Annotated in this window: 21 protein-coding genes; 14 read left to right on the plus strand and 7 right to left on the minus strand. The window is 54.6% G+C overall.

Features of this window, described 5'->3' with window-relative positions; all coding sequences use genetic code 11:
* Positions 1-110: 110 nt before the first annotated feature.
* Genes A3850_RS15680 through A3850_RS15690 form a run of 3 tightly spaced genes read right to left on the minus strand, consistent with a single transcriptional unit; the run spans position 111 to position 6,055 of the window.
* Entirely contained in the window at positions 111-1,352 is a 1,242-nt protein-coding gene (locus A3850_RS15680) for a Pycsar system effector family protein (protein ID WP_068218554.1), read from the minus strand.
* A complete protein-coding gene (locus A3850_RS15685) occupies positions 1,345-2,286 on the minus strand; it encodes an SdiA-regulated domain-containing protein (RefSeq protein ID WP_197494076.1) in 942 nt (313 codons plus the stop codon). The genes A3850_RS15680 and A3850_RS15685 overlap by 8 nt, the downstream gene beginning before the upstream one ends.
* 10 nt (positions 2,287-2,296) lie before the next feature.
* Positions 2,297-6,055, minus strand: coding sequence for a hypothetical protein (locus A3850_RS15690; RefSeq protein ID WP_068218560.1), 3,759 nt, complete (start codon positions 6,053-6,055; stop codon positions 2,297-2,299).
* A gap of 227 nt (positions 6,056-6,282) precedes the next feature.
* Between A3850_RS15690 and A3850_RS15695 the strand changes: the two genes are divergently transcribed.
* Positions 6,283-6,780: a VOC family protein gene (locus A3850_RS15695; protein WP_068218563.1), complete on the plus strand. Its 498-nt coding sequence runs from the start codon at positions 6,283-6,285 to the stop codon at positions 6,778-6,780.
* Here the strand turns inward: A3850_RS15695 and A3850_RS15700 are convergent.
* Positions 6,770-7,960 (minus strand): lactonase family protein, encoded by a 1,191-nt coding sequence (locus tag A3850_RS15700; RefSeq protein ID WP_068218566.1) that lies wholly within the window; start codon positions 7,958-7,960, stop codon positions 6,770-6,772. The genes A3850_RS15695 and A3850_RS15700 overlap by 11 nt on opposite strands.
* A gap of 108 nt (positions 7,961-8,068) precedes the next feature.
* Here A3850_RS15700 and A3850_RS15705 point away from each other — a divergent pair, with 108 nt between their 5' ends.
* The 8 genes from A3850_RS15705 to A3850_RS15740 all read left to right on the plus strand — a co-directional run bounded on the left by A3850_RS15705 (position 8,069) and on the right by A3850_RS15740 (position 14,648).
* Positions 8,069-8,383 carry a DUF4286 family protein gene (locus A3850_RS15705; RefSeq protein WP_068218569.1) on the plus strand — a complete coding sequence of 105 codons (315 nt, stop codon included), beginning with the start codon at positions 8,069-8,071 and terminating at the stop codon, positions 8,381-8,383.
* Positions 8,384-8,432: 49 nt separating this feature from the next.
* Entirely contained in the window at positions 8,433-8,714 is a 282-nt protein-coding gene (locus A3850_RS15710) for a hypothetical protein (RefSeq protein WP_068218572.1), read from the plus strand.
* Between the two features lie 20 nt (positions 8,715-8,734).
* On the plus strand, positions 8,735-9,766 hold the full coding sequence (lpxD, locus tag A3850_RS15715; RefSeq protein ID WP_068218575.1) for a UDP-3-O-(3-hydroxymyristoyl)glucosamine N-acyltransferase: 1,032 nt from the start codon (positions 8,735-8,737) through the stop codon (positions 9,764-9,766).
* 212 nt (positions 9,767-9,978) lie between these two features.
* Positions 9,979-11,370, plus strand: a complete 1,392-nt coding sequence (locus tag A3850_RS15720; RefSeq protein WP_068218578.1) for a bifunctional UDP-3-O-[3-hydroxymyristoyl] N-acetylglucosamine deacetylase/3-hydroxyacyl-ACP dehydratase — start codon at positions 9,979-9,981, stop codon at positions 11,368-11,370.
* Between the two features lie 2 nt (positions 11,371-11,372).
* Positions 11,373-12,167 carry an acyl-ACP--UDP-N-acetylglucosamine O-acyltransferase gene (lpxA, locus tag A3850_RS15725; protein ID WP_068218581.1) on the plus strand — a complete coding sequence of 265 codons (795 nt, stop codon included), beginning with the start codon at positions 11,373-11,375 and terminating at the stop codon, positions 12,165-12,167.
* 57 nt (positions 12,168-12,224) lie between these two features.
* Positions 12,225-12,872, plus strand: coding sequence for an ATP-binding cassette domain-containing protein (locus tag A3850_RS15730; RefSeq protein ID WP_197494077.1), 648 nt, complete (start codon positions 12,225-12,227; stop codon positions 12,870-12,872).
* Between the two features lie 20 nt (positions 12,873-12,892).
* Positions 12,893-13,972: a hypothetical protein gene (locus A3850_RS15735; protein WP_068218583.1), complete on the plus strand. Its 1,080-nt coding sequence runs from the start codon at positions 12,893-12,895 to the stop codon at positions 13,970-13,972.
* A gap of 64 nt (positions 13,973-14,036) precedes the next feature.
* Complete coding sequence (locus A3850_RS15740) at positions 14,037-14,648, plus strand: tol-pal system YbgF family protein (RefSeq protein WP_068218585.1); 612 nt, start codon at positions 14,037-14,039, stop codon at positions 14,646-14,648.
* Positions 14,649-14,657: 9 nt separating this feature from the next.
* Here the strand turns inward: A3850_RS15740 and A3850_RS15745 are convergent, their stop codons facing one another.
* From A3850_RS15745 to A3850_RS15755, 3 genes are all read right to left on the minus strand, one after another.
* A complete protein-coding gene (locus tag A3850_RS15745; RefSeq protein WP_068218587.1) occupies positions 14,658-14,885 on the minus strand; it encodes a hypothetical protein in 228 nt (75 codons plus the stop codon).
* A gap of 104 nt (positions 14,886-14,989) precedes the next feature.
* The gene (locus A3850_RS15750) at positions 14,990-15,499 is read right to left on the minus strand and encodes a DUF255 domain-containing protein (RefSeq protein WP_068218590.1); all 510 of its coding nucleotides are present in this window, start codon (positions 15,497-15,499) and stop codon (positions 14,990-14,992) included.
* Positions 15,500-15,549: 50 nt separating this feature from the next.
* Positions 15,550-16,608 carry a PorP/SprF family type IX secretion system membrane protein gene (locus A3850_RS15755; protein ID WP_068218593.1) on the minus strand — a complete coding sequence of 353 codons (1,059 nt, stop codon included), beginning with the start codon at positions 16,606-16,608 and terminating at the stop codon, positions 15,550-15,552.
* Between the two features lie 265 nt (positions 16,609-16,873).
* Between A3850_RS15755 and A3850_RS15760 the strand changes: the two genes are divergently transcribed.
* From A3850_RS15760 to A3850_RS15780, 5 genes are all read left to right on the plus strand, one after another.
* Positions 16,874-17,377, plus strand: a complete 504-nt coding sequence (locus A3850_RS15760) for a DUF1573 domain-containing protein (protein ID WP_068218596.1) — start codon at positions 16,874-16,876, stop codon at positions 17,375-17,377.
* Positions 17,378-17,511: 134 nt separating this feature from the next.
* Positions 17,512-18,384 (plus strand): UbiA-like polyprenyltransferase, encoded by an 873-nt coding sequence (locus tag A3850_RS15765; protein ID WP_068218599.1) that lies wholly within the window; start codon positions 17,512-17,514, stop codon positions 18,382-18,384.
* 207 nt (positions 18,385-18,591) lie between these two features.
* The gene (locus A3850_RS15770) at positions 18,592-20,220 is read left to right on the plus strand and encodes a GMC oxidoreductase (RefSeq protein WP_068218602.1); all 1,629 of its coding nucleotides are present in this window, start codon (positions 18,592-18,594) and stop codon (positions 20,218-20,220) included.
* A gap of 556 nt (positions 20,221-20,776) precedes the next feature.
* Positions 20,777-21,643, plus strand: a complete 867-nt coding sequence (locus tag A3850_RS15775) for a hypothetical protein (protein WP_068218605.1) — start codon at positions 20,777-20,779, stop codon at positions 21,641-21,643.
* Between the two features lie 69 nt (positions 21,644-21,712).
* A complete protein-coding gene (locus A3850_RS15780; protein WP_068218609.1) occupies positions 21,713-23,071 on the plus strand; it encodes a DUF2254 domain-containing protein in 1,359 nt (452 codons plus the stop codon).
* Positions 23,072-23,086: the final 15 nt, after the last annotated feature.

Below are 23,086 nucleotides of genomic sequence, written 5' to 3' on the forward strand. Positions count from 1 at the left end.
GTGGCCTAACCTTACTTGCCAATTTTTTGGCACCCGCGTTAGCGCCCTAATCGCCCCGCAGAGGATTGCTGCCGCGCCCAAACTCATTTCAATAGCGCACAACCGTTGGACTAGGTCGCGTATACGTTCATTAGGAAGACGATCAGGAAGCTGATCACCGCAATGGCGAGGCCACCCACGAAAGTGTTGTAACTGATGGTGAGCAGCAAGTATTTTTTGTGCAGGACGGCACCGAGATCGTAAAGATCCCGCGAGAGATCATCGTACAGCGCTGCCTGATCGAGCTTCACGGTGCTGAGGTGCTCGACGAAATCGCTCTTCTCTAATTTCAGGAAATTACCAAAGTAGAGCAGGCTGGCCTCCTTGCTCTTGATCAATTTGTCCTTTTTGATCGTGTATTCAGTGACGCTGGGGCGGGCACTGAATACCGCGAAAATCACCGCAGTGAGCGAACTCAGCAGCAAGCTGATGATGGGTACGAGGAATTCGGGGTTTTCGAAAAAAGTGTCCTCAAAAGCAGTCAAACTGGCACCGGATAGGGTGACAACGATCGACAAGATGATTGTATTGATGGAAATCATCATGTTCGCTTTCCCGTCGGCGATACTACTGAGATTTACGTGGGTGCGGAAGGCCGTGCGGTAAACTGTATCGATGCCCCGGCCGAAGTTTTTACCGGTCTTGGCTTTGACCTCTTTTTGCTCAATCTTGTAGTTACTACTCTGCTGCTTGGCCACGTTTTTGCGGCGGCGGACGTCAAGATCCCGGAGGCCAGCTTTGGTCAGAAACTGATGGCGGAGTAGTGTTTCCTGGATCTCGTTGCCAAACTTGACCGGGTCGCCTTCCTTACCCGCGATGGCATCTCTTTCCAGCTGCAACAAATCTGCTCTGCGGTCGAAGCGCTTGCGTCCGAGCCAGCTCGTGGCGGCGTCGTGTAGGAGTCGCACGGGTAGGCTATTCTCCTCCGAAGCGGTATAGGCCTGAGTAATCCAGTCGCTCACATTGCCGCTTGGAGTCTCGAGGTCCAGATCGTTCTGCTCGGCAAACGCTGTCAATTCTTCGGCGGACCTGTCCGGAACGTTATCGGCTCCTCCAACGTAGCCGAGCGGATAGAAATAGGCAGCCACCACGAGAAGGTCTTGCGTCTGCTGGTCTACTCCCTCAGCGGCCGCCAACTCAGCGACCTTTTCGGCGATCTCCTCGGCGTACGCAAAGTTGTGGAAGAGAAACTTAGGGGCGAGGTCGGTACTGAAGCGGGCGCGCACGTGCAACCTCGCTTGATCAATGATCGGGTTGGTTTTCGAGCCCTGCTCCTCCTCTTTGGCCGCTTCCTTTTCTGCTGACTTACTCATTGCTGTTCGTTTTGTCTCCGGCCTTTTCCTTTCTGCTGAAGCGGGCAATTACGGCTTTCTTTCCTTTGGCCTCACTACTGATGTAGAGATCACCATTACGGCTGAATTCGACGCCTTCCGGTTGGCGGAAGATATTCTCCTTCAGCAATTCAATGTGCTTGATGTTACTCTCCCGGTCGATGACGACGAGGATCTTCCCCACTGAGCCTATGACGTAAATGTCGTTGGTGATGGGGTCCACTGCTACCCCGGATGGTTTAAAGTTGTAGCGGGAACGTTTGCCGTAGACTGCCTCCCCAACCTCAAATTCATCAATGTAGTAAGTGGGCTGCGCAATGATCTGGTTGGTCACCAAGGAGAAGCTGTAAATACCGTGGCGGTAGTCATCTTCCCCGGGGTTCAGTTCTTCTTCTTTTGGAACGATCAGAAGCGCGTCGGTGAGGGAATCATAAGCGATTCCTTCCGTGTCATTCCGGTAACTGAAGGCGGTCTCAATTTTTTCAGCCTGGTACTCTTCAATGCTGTCAGCATAGATAAGTCGGTGGAGGTCGCCATCCTGTTCGAGTACGTAGATGGTATCTCCTTTACGGGCGACGCCCTCGTAGTCTTTATCCTTATCGAATTTAAACGATCGCTCCACCTTACCACTCTTGGCGTCGATGATGAATAGCTCACCATCTTCATCCTGTACGGCCAGTAACTTCCCGTCTTCAAACCAGGGGCTCAATCCACTGATCTCAGCTAGGTCATTGGGCAGCTTGGCTACGTCGTCGGGGCGATCGAAATTATACCCAAATCCGTAATTGGGGTCGACTGCGTAGTGCTCCAGATCCGGGCTCTGGGTGTACGTCAAGAAGCCGTAGGTGCTGGCCACGATGACGATGCCGCCCAAAATAATCAGGGATAGCAGGTTCGGCCTTTTCAAAAGACTCATAGGTAGTAGTTTAGAAGGGCCAACCGGCGGCGAAAGCAACACGTGCATCATCGCTGTCGGTAAAGTACGTCAGGCTGATGATGGTAGCACCCAATGGGGCGAACCAGACACCCCCGCCGTACCCAACGTGCCAGGTGCCGCTGTCTTCTCCATCTAGCCACACCCGGCCATAATCCAAACCGAGGATAAAGCCACCGACGGAACTGACCTGCTGCTTCTTGGAACCGAAAGAGAATCCAAGGAATCGGAGATCAATGTTCTGGTAGAAGACGGTATTTCCTCGGTACCGTTCAGCGCGCGCGGAGCGGTAATTGGTCCGTCCGCCAAGGACACCCAACTGGTAAAATTCAGGGTCACCGATATTGTGTTCAAAGCCAATGCGCGTAGCGACATTGATCGCCTTTTTCAGCATCCGGTAGAGTGTGAAGTTGCCGCCAAATTTGGTATTCGTCCGGTCCGTCTCCCCGAGGTTGACGGCGTATTTGCCGTAGATGTCGTACTTGACACCGTTATCAGCCAATAGGGGTACGGCGACGTTGTTCGAACTGAAAATGGCCTGTAAACCCGAGAAGTTCTGCTCGCTGAAAACACGGTCTGGAATCAATCCTGCTTCGCGATCTCTTTCGATCAGGGCAAACTCGGGAATCTCATCACTCAGATCATAGCTTTCGTAGAAGGTACCCACTCTGAACTGAGTCCGATCCCTTTTACCACGAAAACGGATCATTGGGTTAACGCTAATCTGCCGGCGGCGGGCCCGGTTGTACTCCAGGATATCGTCATTGTCTAAACCTTCGATCTCATCGTCATCCGGTGCGCCGCTGCTATCGTTACCCAGGCCGAAGTAGTTAGATACGTAGCCGTCGCTGAAGAAGGAGGCGTTCATAACAAAGTCATTTCGGCGCCCGAGTACATCGTTCCATTCCAGGTTACCGTTGACGGTAAAGAACTCATTGCTACTCACCTTTCCGGACAGGCCGAAGCGGGCACGGTAAGGATCTGGCTTATGGCCGTGGATCGTCCGGGTAAACCCAGCACCGATGAATACCCCATCGTCCACGTTGAACCCTAAAGAGGGCATCGGAATGGTGTAGTTGGGGTAGTATTCGGTGAAGTTGAATTGATTCAGGTCCGGATGGTTATCGCTGCGGCGATCTTTGAAGTGGCCAATTTCGCCGGCCAGTTCGATGCCATCGCGCTCATCGTACACGCGGGCTTTTAGGTCTCCCTCCGCGACGGCCTTGTCACCGTCCGTACCGCCAATAATGCGAAGGCGGATCGGGGAACGTGCCCCGGAAACTTCGAAGTGATCGTCACCATCAAGGCCGTACAATTTCACGTCTTTGGTTTCCCCGACGTGGAAGGTGCGGCGGTAGAATTGCTCATCCGCTTCCCCCTTCTTGTTAGCATCATAGACCTCCACCAGTAGATCGCCGTTGTCCAGACCCTTTACGCGGAAGACATCGTCGTTACCAGTACCCAGGACGTTAACGCTTTCGGCGAGCACATCGTAGTACTCCGCCGCAAAGGCATCCAGTTGGCGGATGCGGCTTTTTAGTTTGTCCCCAACGGCTTCATCGTTTAAAGTGTAGTCACGGACTTCCGGTGGGAAGTATTGCATCGCTTCATCAATAGCTTCATCAGTCAGGGTCTCCTGGATAAATTTAGCTTGCGCTACCATTTGCTCCTTCGTGAGCTGGTTGAGGAAGACGCGGTCGTTCCATTTACCGTTCATGGCACGCCATTTGGCATCCTGAAGGTCTTCTTTGAAGGGGCGGAGTTTACGGGCCTCGGGGACAAATACGCGGGCTAAGCCCAGCAGTAATCCGTCGTAATTACCGTAGACCTGGTCCCGGTCGCGGCCGACGGCCACGTAGCGCGTTCGGCCATCTTCTTCCTCGAAAGCGGCCCAGCGCCACTGGTCGCGGTGGCGGTCCCAATCACCAATGAAGAAATCGAAGAGGCGGGCACGGGCAAAGTTCTCCTGGTCTGCATAGTTTTTCCAGCTGTCCTTCAACGCCTCGCGCATGGCGGAGTTGGAGATGATGTCCTTACTTCCATTGAAAAACCGGGTGCCCGACCAGTCTTCATCCGGCCGTTGTTCTACCCAGTACATCTCACCTCCGAAGTTGGTGTTGTAGTTGCCCAGTCCCTTTTGTTTAGGGATGTAGTAGAGCAATGGGTCCGCACCCAACAGATCGAGTTTGCGCTGCATCGAGGGCAACGTCAACGGTGCGTAGGGGTGGATGGCCGTGAATTGGTCCTTCACCAGGTCGGCGGCAAAGGATCTTTCTAGTAAACTCGGCAACAACTGCGCCGGGTTCTTCCGGACGGAACGGAGTTGGTAGAGGTGGCCGTCCCCACCCTTCGTATGAAGACTCATCGTCGTCATACCACCACCCCGACGGTAAGGCGTCAGACCACCGAATAAGGTATCCACATTAACTACGGGTACTTCGATCGGGTCGAAGTACAATTTCCGGTAATGGCGGCCGAAGACTTTATCGGCAAATTTGCCATTGTCGGAAGCTTCCGTTCCGTAAACGGAAGACTTCACGATCCGCTCGTTGACCACCTCGACGGGGACTTCTTCAATCTCTACGTCCTGATTCTTATTGATGTCTTCGATTACCCGGCGGTAGAACAGTTTCTCTTCCTGTCCATCTTCATCTACACTGTAAAAGCCAACGAAAACTTCACCGCTATCGTAGATATCGATGCGGGAATAGCCAACTGCTCCGAAGGCAAAGTTGGCATCGTTCCCATCGCTGGAAGGCCCGCGAACGGAGCCGCTTCCGGCGTTGATTTTGATGTATTCTTCTTCGTGAGCCATGAACATCGTGTGCTCGTGGCCGGAGACGAATATTACATTTTCTTCGTCGTCAATACCCGTTTTGATCTTGCGGATCATCGTTTGGTAAAGCAGGCTATTCACGTCGTTGGCGCCACCGGCTACCGACTGGATGCCCCGCGCAATACTTCCCACCACCGGTAGCGGTACGTAGGCCCCAGGGATTACATCCGCCAGGGGGAACAGGTGTTGGCGGAGACTGTAGTTGCCGCCGCGGTTGCCATTACTCTGTAGGGGGTGGTGGAGCATGACGATCTTTAGTTGGTCGCGGTAGCCCCGGATTTCGTCGGAGAGGGCCGTGGTGGCCGCGTCCCGTTCAACGTAGTCACAGCCTTCGCTGACTTCGCTACCGTTCGCCCAGTCGGCGAGGTACCAGGCGGAGTTAAAGCCGATCAGCCCTACCTTTTCGTAAAGCTGGGCGTCGTCAGGCCCGGAGCAAGCGTTGTTGGGCATGAACTTTACCTTCTTCTCGATCTCGTCGTCAAAAAAGTCTTCCAGACGGTCCAATCTTTCGAAGTCGCTTACGCGGCCCAGTTCATTTTCACCTGGGGTGTAGTAAACCTTGCCGGGTACCTGACCAAGCATAGTGCCGATGGCACGGAGGTGGTCGGCCTCATCACCCTTTTTTTTGCGCAGTCCTTCCGGGCCGGTAATGTCACCCAACAGGAGTAAAGAGCTTTTCTTTTTGCCGGCGGGCATGGCGCGCACCATGGCGTCCAGCGTCGTCAGGCCACGCTGGTAATCGTAGCCGAGGTCACCGACCATAAAGGTGGAGTAGACCATCTGTCCTTTCGGGTCGGATTCGATCACCAGGCCATCCTGATCGTCGACGTGCATCTTATAGTCCGCGCACTGCGAGCAGAAGATGAAAACCAGCGAAACGATGCTCAGCCGGGTAAATAGTTGTTGGTACTTCAAAATAGATATGGTCAATGTGCCGCTATAACCTCCTATGTTGTCGGTAGGTTCGGGTTGGCGTTACGCTTAAATAGTAAGGGTCAATCCACCACCTTGCGCCCGGTCTTTTATTCGTTCCTTAGCTTGCACCTGCGGCAGCGCCACGCAGTTAGTCCCGTACTCAGTCGGGGCGCCACGCAATGAGTCCTTCCTGGGCGCTGCCGCGGGTGCCCAGTAAAAACCGAGTAATGAAGAACGTCCTAATATGCCTGATCACGCTGACTTGTTTGTGCAGTTGTACCCCCAAAGCGAACGCCGTATTTGGTGAAGTGACCGGTGGGTTCGGCGCAAGTTTCGACCATTTCGCCATCAACGTGGATGACGTAGACGAAAGCGTCCGCTTCTACCAGAAAGTGTTGGACCTGCAAGAGATCGAGGACGGAACGGGTAAAGATCACATCCGCTGGCTGAGTCTGGGGAACGGCATGAGCCTCCACGTAATTGAATCGGACCGTAGCCAGGTTCGGACGCAGAAGGGCGTCCACCTCAGCGTGAGCGTGCTCGAATTTGATGCCTTCGTGAAACACCTAAGGGAGATCGGACTACAGTTTTTCAGCTGGCAGGGTGTACCCATGCAGACCAATGACCGGCCCGACGGCGTGCGCCAGGTGTACTTCAAAGACCTCGACGGTTACTGGGTGGAAGTCAACGACGGCCGGGTGATTTGGAGCGGAACTACTCGGTGAACTCGAGGCATACCGGCGTGGGGATCTCGTAGGCCTGCTCGGTTTTAATAAGCTTCCCATCGTTCGGGTCGATCCGGAAAGTCGCCACGTTGGAAGTGTTTTGGTTGGCCGCGTAGAGGTACTTCCCATTGGGTGAGATGGCAAAGTTGCGCGGGTACTCCCCCTCCGTAGATTGATGGTCCGCCGCCGTGAGAAGTCCCGTTTCCGGGTTCACGGAGAAGATCGCGATGCTATTGTGGCCCCGGTTGGAACCGTAGAGAAATTGGCCGCTTGGGTGCAAGTGGATGTCGGCGCAGTAGCTCGCTTCCCGGTAACCCTTTGGCAACGTAGAGATGGTTTGCTCCAGCGAAAGAACGTCCCCTCCCTGCCGGTTCAGGACCGTCACCGTGTTGGATAACTCATTGATCACGTAAAGAAATTCTCCGTTGTCGGACCATTTCGCGTGGCGGGGTCCGCTCCCTTCCGGTAGAGCGATGCTGCCCTGGCGGGTAGGCGTCAATTTGCCCGTGGACTCATCCATACTGAAGAGCCAAACACGGTCCAATCCCTTATCGCAGATGGCGACGATACGATTGTCGGGAGAAAAGTTCGCGGAGTGGAGCCAGGAATCCTTCCCTTGCTTGGCGGTTGTGGGCACTTCGAACTTATCCACGGCAGTAAGGCGGCCGTCCCGCTCAATTTTGTACACCATAGCCACGCCGCCTACGTAATTGCTGACGACGACAAAATTTTCGTTCTGATCCAGTTCTACGTGGCAGGGCGCCAGGCCGTCGGTAGGCAACTTATTGATCTGGTACAGCCCCCCACCCTTCACGATCCGGTAGGCGTGGACGAAGCCGGTAGGCTCCCCTTTTTGAGCAAGCTCACTGACGGCGAAGAGTAGATCGTTTTTCTTGCGGACCGTCACGAAACTGGGATTGATGACCTCCGCTACGAGTGTTTCATCCGACAAAGCACCCGTCTCTAAATTGGCCGTGAGGCGGTAAATGCCTTCAGCCTTGCCGTCCACGTGGCCCTCCGTACGCGTATAGGTGCCGACGAACACGGTACGTTTCTGCTCGCCAGTGCGTAGCGCTTTGGGTGGTGGTGAACAACGCCCCGCCATGAAAAGTAAACAAAGAACGGGGGCAAAGAGCAGAGGTTGGAAGCCGGCCAGGGACTTACGGAGCGCTTGTTTCATACCGGCAAAGTAAGCAACGCTGACTTAAACCCCGCGCGTTAACATTCCCCCGCTAATCATTCATTTCCGCCTCGATTACGCCTTACCTTGGCGCAAAACCATTGCCCTTTGCTCATCTATAACGTCACCTACGTCATCGAACGCGATATCCACGGCCCCTTTCTGAAGTTTGCGGAGCGTGACTTTTTACCCGTCCTCATGGAAACCGGCGCCGTCGATGGCTACGACTTTACCCGCCTGCGGGGGGTAGACGAGACGGATGGCTACACCTATTGTTTGTTGTTGCGCTTTGCTTCCCGCCCGGCATTTGACGTGTACACCGAAAAGCACCAGCTGCAAATGCAGAAAATGATTGACGGGCTTTTCAAGGGCAAGTACGTAAGTTTCCCGAGCGTGCTGAACGTTGTTCTGACAACTTCCTGATCTTGAACCACCCTTCCGCTCGTTATCTTCGCCGCCAAACCTCAGCTTCATGCGCATCATCGGCCGCCTGCCGCACCCGGATATGCAAATTACCGTCTTCAGCAATGACGGACGCTTTCCCGTTCAGTTTGAATGGTTGGGCCAAACGCAACAATACCGCTTCCGCCACGGCCCCCAACTCCGCAACCTCGGAGATATTTCCGCGATCGTTGATGATGAATTCAAGGCTTCCGTGATGGAAACCTTCCTGACCATGCAACGCATTCAGGCCCGCGTAGTGACCGATCACCTTTCGGAGCCGGAGGAGGACGAGTTTCCAGAAATTATTTGAGCTGACCCAAACCCCTAATCATGCAAGTTACCGCCGCCCAAATTGCCCAACTCGTGGGGGCCACCGTTGAAGGCGACCCCGACGTCACCATCACCGGGCCGGCCAAGATCGAAGAAGCCGCCACCGGTACGATCACCTTTTTCGGTAACCCTGCCTACGAACGATTTTTGTACACGACGGAGGCTTCGGCCGTACTGGTGCCCACCGATTTTCAACCAAGGGAGCCCCTCCGCCCCACCCTTCTGCGCGTGGACGATGTGTACATGACCATCAGTAAGCTCCTGGAGCACTACCAGCAACAGGCGGGAGCGACGGCGAAGACCATCTCCGCCCACGCCATCGTCGAGGATTCCGCAACGATCGGTGAGAACGTACGCGTGGGTAAACTATCCGTAGTGAGTGAGGGGGCCAGCGTCGGTGCGGGGTCGGTCATTCACGACCAGGTCTTTATCGGGCCACGGGTGACCGTGGGTACCAACTGCGTGCTCCACCCCGGCGTCCGTATTCTGGCGGACTGCCTGATTGGCAACAACTGCACCCTGCACGCCAATGCGGTGGTTGGGGGTGATGGCTTTGGCTTCGTACCCGACCCTGAGACGGGTGCCTACAAAAAGATTCCTCAGGTTGGTAATGTTATCCTGGAGGACGACGTAGAGATCGGGGCGAATACGACCATCGACCGAGCTTCCATGGGTTCCACAATTCTGCGCCGCGGCGTCAAATTGGACAATCTCATCCAGGTAGCCCACAACGTAGAGATCAAGGAAAATACGGTCATCGCGGCGCTAACTGGTATCGCGGGGTCCGCCAAAGTGGGCGCAAATTGTCGCATCGGTGGCCAGGTTGGTATCTCCGGGCACATCACCGTTGCGGATGGCACCCAGGTGCAGGCGCAGACGGGCATCACGAACTCCGTCAAAGAAGAAGGTCAGGCACTGGCCGGCACGCCCTTCATGCCCTGGCGCGACTTCACGAAGAGCGCCGCCGCCTTCAAAATGCTCCCGGGCTTCATCAAGGACGTCCGCAAGCGACTCCGGAATCTGGAAAAATAGGTCTTCAAAAGTCCTAATCACAGGTTCATTCGATCCATCGCTTGGGCGCTGACGCAGGTACTGCGCAAGGTGTAAGCTGACGCCGAGCGTTGGCTGCGGACGCTGCGGGATACCCAGGGCCGCTCGAAAAACATATCTTTGCCGCCATATTCTGAGATTTATTGGATTCCCCCACACCCACATCACCCAGTACCACCGATACGACCTAAACTATGATTCACCAACGTACGATCGCTAATTCATTCTCCCTGAAGGGTTTGGGTTTGCACACCGGCGTCGAGGTCAACCTCGTCTTTAAACCCGCACCCGCCGGCCACGGTATCAAGTTTCAGCGGGTGGACCTCGAGGGCCAGCCGGTCATCGCCGCCGACGTCAACCGCGTAGTGAGCACGGACCGTTCGACCACAATCGGTAGTGGCGATGCCAATGTATCCACGGTAGAGCACCTGTTAAGCGCCGTATCCGGCCTTCAGATCGACAACCTACTCGTTGAGATTGATGGCATCGAGATTCCTATCCTTGACGGAAGCGCCATGCCTTTCCTGGAACCACTGCTCGCCGCAGGTTTTGAGGAACAGGAGGAGCAACGGGAATACTTCATCGTGGAAGAGCCCATTACCTACCGCGACGAGGAAAGCGGCGTTGAGATCGTCGCCCTACCCTACGATGGCTTTGAGGTCGTGTCCATGATCGATTTCGACAGCCCGACCCTCGGCCAGCAGTACGCTACCCTCCGGGGTTACGAGGATTACGCTACGGACATTGCCCCCTGCCGCACCTTCGTCTTCCTCCACGAACTGGAGGCCCTCTTTGAACACGACCTGATCAAAGGCGGTGACCTTACCAACGCCATCGTCATTGCCGACCAACTTGTCCCCCAGGAACGGCTGGACAAACTCGCCAAGCGGATGGGTAAGGAAACGGTGGAAGTGACCAAGAAGGGGATTCTGAATACCATCCAACTCAAGTTTCACAACGAACCGGCGCGCCACAAACTCCTCGATGTAATTGGGGACATTAGCCTCCTCGGCGTTCCCATTCGCGGGCGGATCCTGGCGACCAAACCGGGCCACGGCTCTAACGTAGGTTTCACGAAACTGCTGAAGCGGGCCTACATGGAGCAGCGCCGCCTTAAGGGCCGCCCCCAGTACAACCCCAACGATAAGCCGGTCTTCAATACGGTGGAGATTCAGAAGATCATGCCCCACCGTTACCCGTTCTTGCTGGTAGATAAGATCATTTCGATGGACGAAAAGGTCATCGTCGGCGTTAAGAACCTGACGATGAACGAAGAATTTTTTCAGGGCCACTTCCCCGGCAACCCCGTAATGCCAGGCGTCCTGCAGATCGAAGCCATGGCCCAGACGGGAGGTTTGCTCGTGCTGAGCCAGCAGGAGGACCCTTACGGTTGGGATACCTACTTCCTTAAGATTGAAAGCGCGAAGTTCAAGAGTTTCGTGGTGCCCGGAGACACCGTCCTGTTTAAGATGGAACTCATCGCACCCATCCGCCGGGGCATCTGCCAGATGCGCGGTACCGCCTACGTAGGCAACAAAATAGTTTCCGAAGCAGAGCTGGTTGCCCAGGTCGTAAAACGCCCCTAAGCATGTCTATTCATTCCCTCAGTGTCGTCCACCCAAATGCTACCATTGGAGCCGGCGTCACCATTGGCCCTTTTTCTTACGTTGAGGACGACGTCGTACTGGGCGACGGATGCCACGTTGGCCCGAACGTTACCATTTACTCGGGGACGCGCCTCGGAGCGGGTGTACGCATCTTCCCCGGCGCCGTCGTTGGTGGGGAGCCCCAGGACCTGAAGTTCGCCGGTGAGTACACCACTACGGAAATTGGGGACAACACGACCATCCGGGAATACGTAACCGTCAACCGCGGTACGGCCGCTGCCGGTAAGACGGTCGTTGGTAAGAATTGCCTCCTGATGGCCTACGCGCACGTCGCCCACGACTGCGTTTTGGGGGATAACATCGTGATCGCCAACAACGTAAACCTGGCGGGCCACGTCATCCTGGACGACTACGTGATCATTGAAGGACAAGTGGGCGTCCAGCAGTTCGTCCGGGTAGGTCAGCACAGTTTTATTGCCGGGGGAAGCCTCGTGCGAAAGAGTGTACCTCCCTACATCCGTGCTGCGCGGGAACCCTTGAGCTACATTGGCGTAAACCGAATCGGTCTGCAACGGCGGGGCTTTGAGCTGGACCAGATTAACCGCATCCACGAGATCTACCGCTGCCTGTTCGTCCGTGGCTTGAATCTAACTAATGCAATCACCGAGATCGAAGCATCGGTGCCCGTTTGTAAGGAACGGGACGACGTCATCCGTTTTATCGCGGAGACGGAGAAGACGGGCATCATCCGTAGCTTTAATAGCCTGAACGTTTAGGTTCGCCGACTACGCCAAACAGCCGGGCCACCTCCATACTATTGAATAATTTATCTGGTGACGACGCCCGCTCCATTCATCCCTACCCTTGAAGTCACCGCCAGTGAATTGGGTAAGCGCTTTGGCCGGGAATGGATCCTGCGGGGTCTGTCCGAACAACTACGTACGGAAGAAACGGTCGGCATTACGGGGCGGAATGGTTCCGGCAAGAGTACCCTCCTGCGTTTGTTGTGTGGCCAACTCAGCTCCAGCCGAGGCGGAGTAAGCTGGAAGATTGATGGTGAGGACATCAACATCAGCCAGTGGTACCAGCACGTCAGTTGGAGCGGGCCCTACCTGGAGGTGGTGGAAGAGTTGACCGTTGAGGAGATACTGGCCTTTAATTTTAAGTTCAAACCGCTACGCCCGGGATTGAATTTGGCGGAGTTACCAAAAATACTGGGCCTGGAAAAAGTCCGCCGCCGTCCTTTGCGCGACTGTAGCTCCGGTATGCGCCAACGCGTCGTACTCGGTCTGGCCCTGTTTGCGGCGACGCCACTCTTGTTGTTGGATGAACCGACTGTCACACTGGACGAAGCAGCCAAAGCCTGGTTTCAGGAGCAGCTTATGCTGGCCAGACCGGGCCGACTAGTCGTAATCGCCAGCAACGACGCCGACGATCTGAATCAATGCACGCGGGTAATCACGCTTAAGTCAGGGAATTAGCGCATCTTCGCATTACCACCATGTCTTTTAACTACGCTGAAAAAAACACCCCCTTCGTCCTGAGCCCGCAAAGCCTGGATGAGTACCTGGCTAAAGGCTGGTACCGAATGGGTGCGAGTATTTTTACGACGCATTTCCTGTTTTTCAATCAGCAACCCTACTCCGCCGTTTGGATCAGATTAGACCTGCAGGATTTTGCCTTCAGCAAAAGCCAGCGGAAGCTGATGCGGCGTAATGCGCAGACGTTCACCGTAGCGAGTGGGCCCCGCCAAATTGACGCCGAGCGCGAAAACCTGTACCACCGCTACGCGGAAGACTTCGACGGCCGTTTGTCCAACAGCATCAGTGACAGCCTGGAAGATTACGGTGAGGATTCTGTCTTCAACACGCTGGAGATCAGCGTCCGGGACACGGTAAGCAAACAATTGGTGGCCAATTCCTACTTCGACGTGGGAGATACCTCCGCCGCCAGTATCCTCGGCATTTACGATCCTTTGCTCAAGAGCTTTAGCCTGGGTTACTACACCATGCTGTTGGAAATTCAGTGGTGCCTGGACAATGGACTCCGGTATTACTACCCGGGCTACGTGGTGCCGGGCTACGGGCGCTTCGACTACAAGTTGCGGTTGGGGAAGAGTCAGTACTACAACATTCAGACGGATAAGTGGCTACCCTTCGCTAACGAAGCGGTGGATGCATTCGGGCCCGCCGAAGTGCAACGCAAACACCTGCTGGCCATGGTCGAGGGCTTGGCCACTAATGGTATCCACCGGGAACTACTGGTGTATCCACTCTTTGAGGCCGACCTACACGATGTCTGGAATAAAGACTACCTCCCCTACCCTTACCTAGTTTACCTGGGCAATGAGCCGGAGGGGCACCCCGTCGTACTCGTCTACGACCCTAAGGAAATGATGTACATGGTGGTGGCTTGTGCTCACCTCATTCAGCCCCAAATGTTGTTCAACACCAGCTACCTGAAGTTATTCGAACAGGGTAATTTTTACGCCCGCCTCCTCACCAACCGCGGAGTATTGTATCAGGGGCGGACGGTGGAAGAAGTACTTCCGGTGATCACGCGTGGGTTGCAGGGCAGGTAATTTGTTGTTCCGTAGTTTTGCGCCACCTTACCGTATCCAATTTCTGATTGCTAATTACTGATGTATGCGTGTTGCCTCCTTTCTAACGGCTACCTTCTTATCCCTTTTCCTTTGCACCTGCGGCAGCGCCCCCGATGAAGAAAGCACCACCGGTGACGGTGAAAACGTAATGGCCCAGCCGGGTGCATTTGACGCTGCAGCAAAGGCGTTGGAAAATGACGCACCCGCCACGGAGGTAAGGGATCTATTAATCGATAACTACGCGATGGTATCCGACGCCAAGACCGGACGAATTGACCAGCGGAACAGCCAGCAGTTTGTGGATTTGGCAGACCGCTTCGCCAAGAAAGTCGCCGGAGATACAATTGCCGCCCTACCGCTTTACAAATCGGCGGAAGTCTACCAGGCGCTGAACGATTTTCCGGCCGCCGCCGCTGTATTTGAGCGCATTCACAAGGACTACCCGTCCTTTTCCAAAAGTGGTGAAGCCCTATTCATGCTGGCTTTCACTTACGACGAGAACCTGAAAGAATTTGATAAGGCGCGTGCAGCTTACGAGCAATTCATCGCCCAGTACCCCGAAAACACGTTTGCGGACGATGCGGCCATGCTCATCAAAAATCTGGGCAAATCGGACGAGGAAATTCTGCGTGCGCTTGAGCAGCAACAACAGTAGAGAGTTGGTTTAGCGGACCTGGGGCATCTCGGGCATCTGGCAATCTTCGTCGGGCTTTTTGCCACACACTTCGCAGTCGCCAACTTTGTTCTTCAGCATGGGATTATTGCTGGCGCAAGTACCACGGAATTCGTTACCCGTCACTACCTGGCGGAGATTGATAAGTACGAAGCAGACGCCAAAGACGACGAAGATGATGACGAAAAGGTAGAGGAATTCCGATACGAAAGCAGACATAGGTAGCTGTTTGGTGGCCGGGAAGCCAGGGCTGGAAGGTATAACCCGTAAATCAAGATTGGGTTACGGCCTCCGTGATCGCAAAATTAAGGGTTTGCGGGGAGTTACTTCTCACCGAGGCTGGAGATGTATTCCTGGTAGGTTTTGGTCTTGTAATGGTTATCCTGAATGAAGCGCAGCTCGCGGCCATATTTTTCCGGCGCCTTGTAGCCAGGGCTGATCGTAATGCGATCACGGTGCTCGTCCAGGTAAACAATGCTTGGATAACTCATGCGGCCGTCGAGTAAGGAATAGGCCAATTCGTGGGCCCCACGGCGGCTGAGGTCCGTATTAAATTTTAGCTGTTGCCCTTCGTAAACGAGAGACTCACGCTGTTCGGCGTCGAACTTGACGGCGTAAAAATTAGCGTTAATGTAGTCCACGATCTCCGGGTCACGGAATACCGTTTTGTCCATCTTCTTGCACCAGCCACACCATTCCGTGTAGACGTCGACGAGGATTTTCTTAGGGTTCTCTTTGGTTCGGCTGATGGCCTCATCCCAAGTGAGCCATTCGATCTGGGCGGAGAGGGAGGTGGCGAAGACGAGACAAACGAGGAAGAAAAGGTGCTTCATCGGAAAGAGGATTTGAGTTGGTGGGTACGATTGGCAGACAAGCTGCGCTCCTAAAAAGTTGGGCAGGGAACGGCGTCATCGTCGTCGCCCTTACCCAAATAGGCGATGTTGAGCTCAAAGGCACCCCGGTGGCGAGGGTTGGTCTGCAGGCCACTCAAACCCAGGTCGTAGGACAAGCCGACAAGCACGCCGGAAATCTCCATACCCACCTGGGCGATGGCGCTATCGAAGGTGTACTGAGACTCACTCTTTACGGCGCGGCCGTAGGCGCCCAGGTGCAGGGCCGTACCGCTCGCATCACTGAATAGGTAGCGGAGGGTCGTCCCGGCATTCATCATGGCATGTGGCCCCTGGGTAAAAGCATAAACGCGGGGGCTGACCATGACGGTATTGCTGACCCAAATACCGACGTTGGTGTAGACGGAGTAGCGGCGGTCCAGCACGTTTGTCACCTCGATGTCCTCTCCCTGGGTAGCCTCGGCGTAAAAGGATTGCTCCGGCTCCCCCACGTGGTGCATCGCCGCTCCTATGACGAAGCTGGTCGCCCGGCGCGGGGCGTAGGAATAGTTGAGGCCGAGTTGGTAATCGCCAAAGGCATAGTTATTAGCGGGGAGGCCTTCCCCACTGGCGCCTTCTACGTAAGTGGACGTGCCGTCGAAGCTATCCTCAAACGTCAGTTGATCGTAACTCACGTTGCGTTGTACCACGCCGAGTTGGAAGCCGATACTGAGGTGCTGGTTATTTTTTGGATCGAGCGACTTGTGAAAGGCCCCACCCACCATTACCTGGTTGACGGCGTAATTGAACTGCGTGAGCCGGTCGCTGGTGAACATCACCCCGGCGCCGAAAGAGTCGCTGTAACTGCGCTTCTTAGGATTAAAGCGGTACCGAAAGTCAGTCGCAAAGGCCGTGGTTGAAAAAGGCGTCTCCAGCACTTGCCCCCACTGCGCCCGGTTAGCCAGGGATACCCGGTAGCGCCCCTGAAAAAGGCCGGCCAGCGCTGGGTTGAGCCCAAAAGGGGTGGCGAAGAACTGGGAGAACTGGTGGTCCTGGGCCGAAAGGCCACAGGTGTAGCCTAATAATAAGGTCAGAGCAAAAAGGTACTTCATACGGGGCCGTTAGGAGCGCGAAGGTAGGGACTTGCATAGTCTTACCCTACGGCGGTCCGCAGGGAAACGAGGGGAGCCGGGTTTATATTTTTCGTTGTGGAGGCCTTAAACAATCGGTTCCGACCGTGCATTGACGTTCCGTTAACAAGTTTTGTCGAGCCATTACACGGTGTTGACCGTTAGCTGACTCATCTTTGCAGGGCAATTGTCGGAGTAGTATTTACTTCTTTGGCCCGCATTTTTTCAATAGAACAATCCTTAATACATGTTCAAGCATATCCTTTCTCTCTGTGCCGTAGCTATCATGGCCATCTCCGTATCCAGCTGTAAGACCAGCAACGACGAAGTGACCGACGCTGCCCGCACCACCATCCAGACCAACGCTCCCGCCACGCCAAACGCGCAGCCAAGTGTTGCCGTTCCCGCTGGCCCCATCACCACCGTTGCTTTTGACGACGCTGGCACCTTCGATTTCGGTACCGTTACCGAAGGCGAGATCGTAACGCACACCTTCCCCTTCAAGAACACGGGCAGCGAGCCGCTGATCGTTTCTGACGCTAAGGGTTCTTGCGGTTGTACCGTTCCTTCCAAGCCAACTGCTCCCATCGCTCCGGGTGAGACTGGTGAGATCACCGTTCAGTTCAACTCTAAGAACAAGCAGGGCCCACGTAACCAGAAGGTTACCGTTACGGCGAACACCAACCCCGCTCAGACCTTCATCTACCTGACCGGTACGGTGAACCCCGACCCCAACAAGGCCGCTCAGTAATTCACTGAACACCTTTTGGTGAGAACGCCCCGTCCACGATCCGTGGATGGGGCGTTTTTCGTACAACCCCTACCCCATCTTTGATATTACATTGCCGTGGTGCAGCCGCACCATTTTCACAGCGCGTTTCCTCCATGCCCAACAGCCTCGGTAACTACCTCTCCCTGATCAAGTTTTCCCACACGATCTTCGCCCTGCCCTTTGCCCTGCTGGGTTTCTTCCTGGCGGTGCTGGACGACGGCACCATGAGCTGGCGGGTGCTTTTGTTGGTCATCCTCTGCATGGTGTTTGCCCGTTCCGCAGCGATGGCCTTCAACCGTTGGCGGGACCGTCACATTGATGGGGCGAACCCTCGCACGGCCGTGCGGGAGATCCCGGCGGGGGTAATTTCCAGCAGAAACGCCTTATTTTTCATCATCTTCAATTGCGTGGCCTTCGTGGTCTGCGCGGGGCTGCTGAACCCACTCTGTCTCCTGCTCTCACCGGTGGCGCTGCTCATCATTTTGGGTTACAGTTACACGAAAGAATTTACTTCCCTTTGTCATTTCGTGCTCGGTTTGGGGCTGGCTTTGGCCCCGGTTGGTGCTTACCTCGCGCTCACGGCCCATTTCGCCGTGTTGCCCGTACTCTACGGCTGCGTCGTGCTGCTGTGGGTGAGTGGTTTCGACATCATTTACTCCTTGCAGGACGAAGAGTTCGACCGGAGCCAGTCGCTCAACTCCATTCCGGTTCGTTTGGGGCGCCGCGGTGCCTTGCGGCTGGGTCGTGTGCTGCACATCATCTGCGCGATGGTCCTGATCCTGTCTGTTTACCTGCAGGTGATGGTACACGGCGAATCGGCTACGCTGACCATCATTGGCGGAGCGGTTTTTCTGGCGGCCCTCCTGTACCAGCATAGCATCGTAGACGCCGAAGATCTAAGCAACATCAACCTGGCTTTCTTCACCACGAATGGCGTTGCCAGCGTCGTTTTTGGGGCGCTTTGTATTCTGGACATTTACGTCTAGCGACCTACGATTGGGAATTCATAAACATCAATATTTGGTGTCCGCTCCTCACCTACCTAAGCCTTAGGGCGCTGCCGCAGGTGCGATGAAATAGGATAAGGAATCCGTCGGAACGGGTGGCACCCCTTCACCCGGCGGATTATCGGACAAGTTAGGATCGAACCAAAACTTAGTGGTGGAACTTACCACGTGGAATAACTCCAACAAATGGCAAACGACTACGACGTAATCATCATCGGCTCCGGAGCGGGAGGCGGCAGCATCGCTTATACCCTTGCTGACACTGGTAAAAGAATTCTCATCCTCGAGCAGGGCACCTTTCTCCCGCGGGAAAAACGCAACTGGGATCCTCACTTCATATTCGGAAAGGACGGCTACAAGGCGGACGTCACCTGGCAGGGGCCGGACGGTGGACGAAAGGAAGTCAAACCAATCGTCTATCACCGCGTCGGGGGCAACACCAAGATGTACGGTGCCCTCCTCCACCGGCAGCGGCCGGAGGACTTTACCGAGCAACGGCATAAGGGCGGCATCAGCCCTGCCTGGTGCGTAGGCTACGACGAATTCGAGCCCTACTACATGATGGCCGAGCACGTCATGAAGATCCACGGCAACCGGGGTGAGGACCCCACCGAAGGTTACGCCTCCGGCCCCTTCCCCTTCAAAGCTTTTCCACACGAAGGCCGCATTGCGGAAGTCGCCGCTGATCTGAAGAACGTTGGCCTCAATATTCACCACTCGAACCTGGCACTCAACCGGGATATCGACGAGCCCTGGCGCCGCCCCTGTATTGCCTGTAATACCTGCGACCCTTTTCCCTGTATGGTCCACGCTAAGTCGGATGCGGAGACCGCCCTCGTCCGCCCCGCACTTAAGCACGATAACGTTAACTTGTGGACGAGCACACGCGTTAACCGCCTCGTCGAGGAAGGGGGTAAAATCACTCGTCTTGAGATCACGAAGGACGGCGAGGAGATGGAGATCAGTGCGGACTTGATCGTCCTTTCCTGCGGCGCCATCAATTCGGCCGCGTTACTGCTGAAGAGCGGCGTAGCCAACTCTTCCAACCAAGTGGGCCGCAACTTCACCAAGCACAACCAGAGTGGTATCTCGGCGATCAATCCAGACAAGGTCAACGATGTCATCTTCCAAAAGACATTGGGGTGCCACGACTTCTACCACGGAAGCCCCGAGCATGACTACCCGCTGGGTACCATTCAGTTGACGGGGAAGGCGCACTGGACGCGCATCATGGGGGACTACGCCCACATTGGTATCACCGAAGACCAAGCCCGCCGCATGCAGCAATTGGCGGTGGATTTCTGGTTCACCTCCGAAGACCTCCCCACCAAACGCCAGACGGTGCGGTGGACGAATAAGGGCATCCAGTTCAACTACGTCCCCAATAACCGGGAGAGCCACTACGAATTCCTCGACTACTTCCAGGATAACTACCTCAAGAAAGTAGGCTTCAGCGAATTCTACCGGTCCACTAAGGAACTGGAATTCACCTGGCACCAAGCAGGCACCGCCCAGTTTGGAACGGACCCTACCACCTCCGTGCTCGACCCCAACTGCAAAGCCTGGGACGTCGATAATCTGTACGTAGTAGACGCCAGCTTCCAACCTTCCCAGGGAGCCACGAACCCCACTTTGACGATAATCGCGAACGCCATCCGAGTGGGTGAGCACCTGCGTAAAGAATGGTTTGGTGAGGGCAAGTCACTTTCAACGGAGGACTTCCCCCTCTCCGACGGTTACATGGCTGATAATGCAGATGCAAATATTAAGGTCCCAATCTATCAAGCTGGTGATGATGATAGTTGGGGAGCGTAACTGCGGCCTGACCTACACGCACATTTTTACAAGGTGTGCGCAGATATTGACCAGTTAGTAACTGTTGCCCGGACAATTTTACCGGTTGGCCATTAATCCTGCCTAGTAAATTCAACCAGAAATATTTATAAAAGGCATCTTTGAAAGAACATCTGCAAGCGCCTATAAATGATAACAAAATTATAGTCTGATTGCGCCACAGGAAAAGTGTTGAGGTCACGCTCAAGCGGGCATTTACCCAGCTGGTGCTGAGGTTTCAACTGCGAAAATTCGCTCCTATCTTTGATTTATCAAACGCGGACAACGCATGAGATGAGCGCTCAGATGCTGGATTCGATCCTTCATTTTTGCCCTTTCTCTTCCGTCGTTTCTTAAATCCGGCATGATCGACTTTAAGTATTTTTTGGCGGCTTACCCCATTGGGTGAGCCGTCTTTTTTTGCTCGGTCGGCTGCGTTCACAACCGCAAGTGAAGTATCGCCAAGCCTACACTCCACCGCTACCGCGCGCTTAATGTTAGGGAACGAAAGTATCTTCGTTGTATACCCAATTCCCGCATGCGTTACCTGATCTACCTGTTTATCCTTTGTCTTCCATTGTCCCTCCAAGCTGGCCCTTGGCCCAAGGCTAAGGGTGAGGGTTACTTCAAGCTTTACGAGTGGTGGCTTCGCTTCGACGAACACTACACCACTAATGGCGAGCTCGACCCTAACGCTACCCTTGGCTTGTACAACACCACGGCCTACGGTGAGTACGGCATTACGGATCGATTGACTGGGGTAGCCAACATCGTCTTGCTATCCCGCAACACCATCAATGATCAAATTTCAGGAACGCGCGGTAACGTGCTCGTAGAAGGGGACGCCATCAACGGCATTGGCGATTCTGAGATTGGCTTTCGTTATGCACTAACTAAGCCCGGTGCTCGGACGCCCATTTCCATCGGTTTACTACTAGGCATCCCACTCGGAGAAGATGCCGGTGGTGCACAGGGCAACCTACAAACGGGTGACGGGGAGTTTAACCAACTGCTTAACGTCGGCATTGGCCGCAGCTTCCAGGTTGGAGGCGTCAATGGTTTCGCCGCCGCTTCACTTGGCTACAACAACCGGACCAACGGGTTCAGCGATGAGGTACGGTTCGGTGCGGAAGCTGGACTGAACTTGCTCAACAAAAAGCTGTGGATCATCGGCCGCGTAAACGGTAGCGAATCCACCTTCAACGGGGAGACGGCCGCTTCCGCGCAAACGACCTCCATCTTCAGTAACAACGCCGAATACCTTTCCGTGGGAGGGGAGCTGAATTATAACCTCACCGATCGAGTCGGCATCTCCGCCGGCGTAGCGGGTGCGGTGAGTGGGCGCATCATTGCCGCAGCACCAGCTTATACCGTAGGAGTCTACGTGAATACTGGAGGTAGGTAATTAAGTTATTACTGCGATCTCCTGAACCCAACGTCGTCAATCCTTCTTAAAGCGGGGTAATGTAACCCCATGGATCTCTCGATCAGAAAAATACGCGGTTTCGTAAAGGCGGCGGTGCGCAGCATGGCTTTTTTGCCGCTGCCAATGTTGTTTGCCGGCATTCTGCTGGGAGCAGGGATCTATTACCTCGAGTCTCATACTGATGCAAGTGCATTTCTGGAAAGCAATTTGCCATCCTTCGTGGTTAAGAGCCAGGACACGGCCCGGAACGTGCTGGGGCTTTTCGTGGCCGGGCTGATGACCCTTATGGTGTTCACCTTCACGCAAATGATGAGCCTGTTCAACCAGGTAGCCAATGCGTATAGCCCCCGGCTATTGCCCATTTTTACTGGTGACCGTTCACTACAATTCACGATGGGCTTCTACATCGGTACCATCGTCCTTAACCTGATGGTCCTCCTGAGCATAAAATCGGATGAAGCCGGAGAGGTACCTAATCTTTCGGTGCTCACGGCTATCCTCTTCGGTATCATTAGCCTCATGCTGTTTATCTATTTCGTCACGACGATCTCTGAAAAAATCCAGGTGGGGAATATCATTAATACTGTTTATCAACGCGGGATGAACTACTTAAAAGAAGAGAGCTCGCGAGATGCATTTACCGAGCGTGACTTTGCTCCGGATACGGACCGTTGGTATACCGTTACGAGCCCAATCGATGGCTACCTGGGGATTGTTGACCACCCTGAACTGTCCAAACTTGCCAAGCAGTTTAATACCCGTTTTTACATCGGTTCGATCAAGGGAGATTTTATTCCCGCTAGCTTTCCGTTACTGAGTTCCGAAAGGGAACTGGATGCTAAAGAAGTCGAAAAAGTACTCCGTGCCATCAGCCCAATCAGTAATGAGTACGCCGATTGGTACCAGCCGCAGATTGATCTTCTCATCGACATCGCCCAGAAAGCGATGTCTCCCGGCATCAACGACCCCGCAACGGCGGTGCGGGCCATAGATCGGATCAACGGCCTACTGGGTCACCTCATGCATATTCCCAACTATAATTTTATGCAGGACGATGATGGCGGGGAGGTTTGGTTGGCGCGGCATACATTTTCGGACGTGCTGGCTGATACCTTCAGCCGCCTAAGAAACTATTCGCGGGAAGATGCAGCCGTCACTCACTCGCTTTTAAAATCAGCCTACAGTTTGTACGCCGCAAGCGGTGGAACTAGATACCTCCAAAAACTCCTGGACAACGAAGCGCTCGCGCTGGTAAATGACGCAAGAATGTACCTGAAGAACCCACGCGATCGCAAGGCTTTAGCCAGCCAAATTGTGAAGTGGCGCAGGTCTAGCCGCCAATGGTTAGAACGGCCCAATAAACTACAAGATTCCGCATCAAAGAAGGAGCGTGGTATTGCACTATAATATGCGGCCAGGTTA

This window comes from Lewinella sp. 4G2 (assembly GCF_001625015.1).
GTDB lineage: Bacteria > Bacteroidota > Bacteroidia > Chitinophagales > Saprospiraceae > Neolewinella.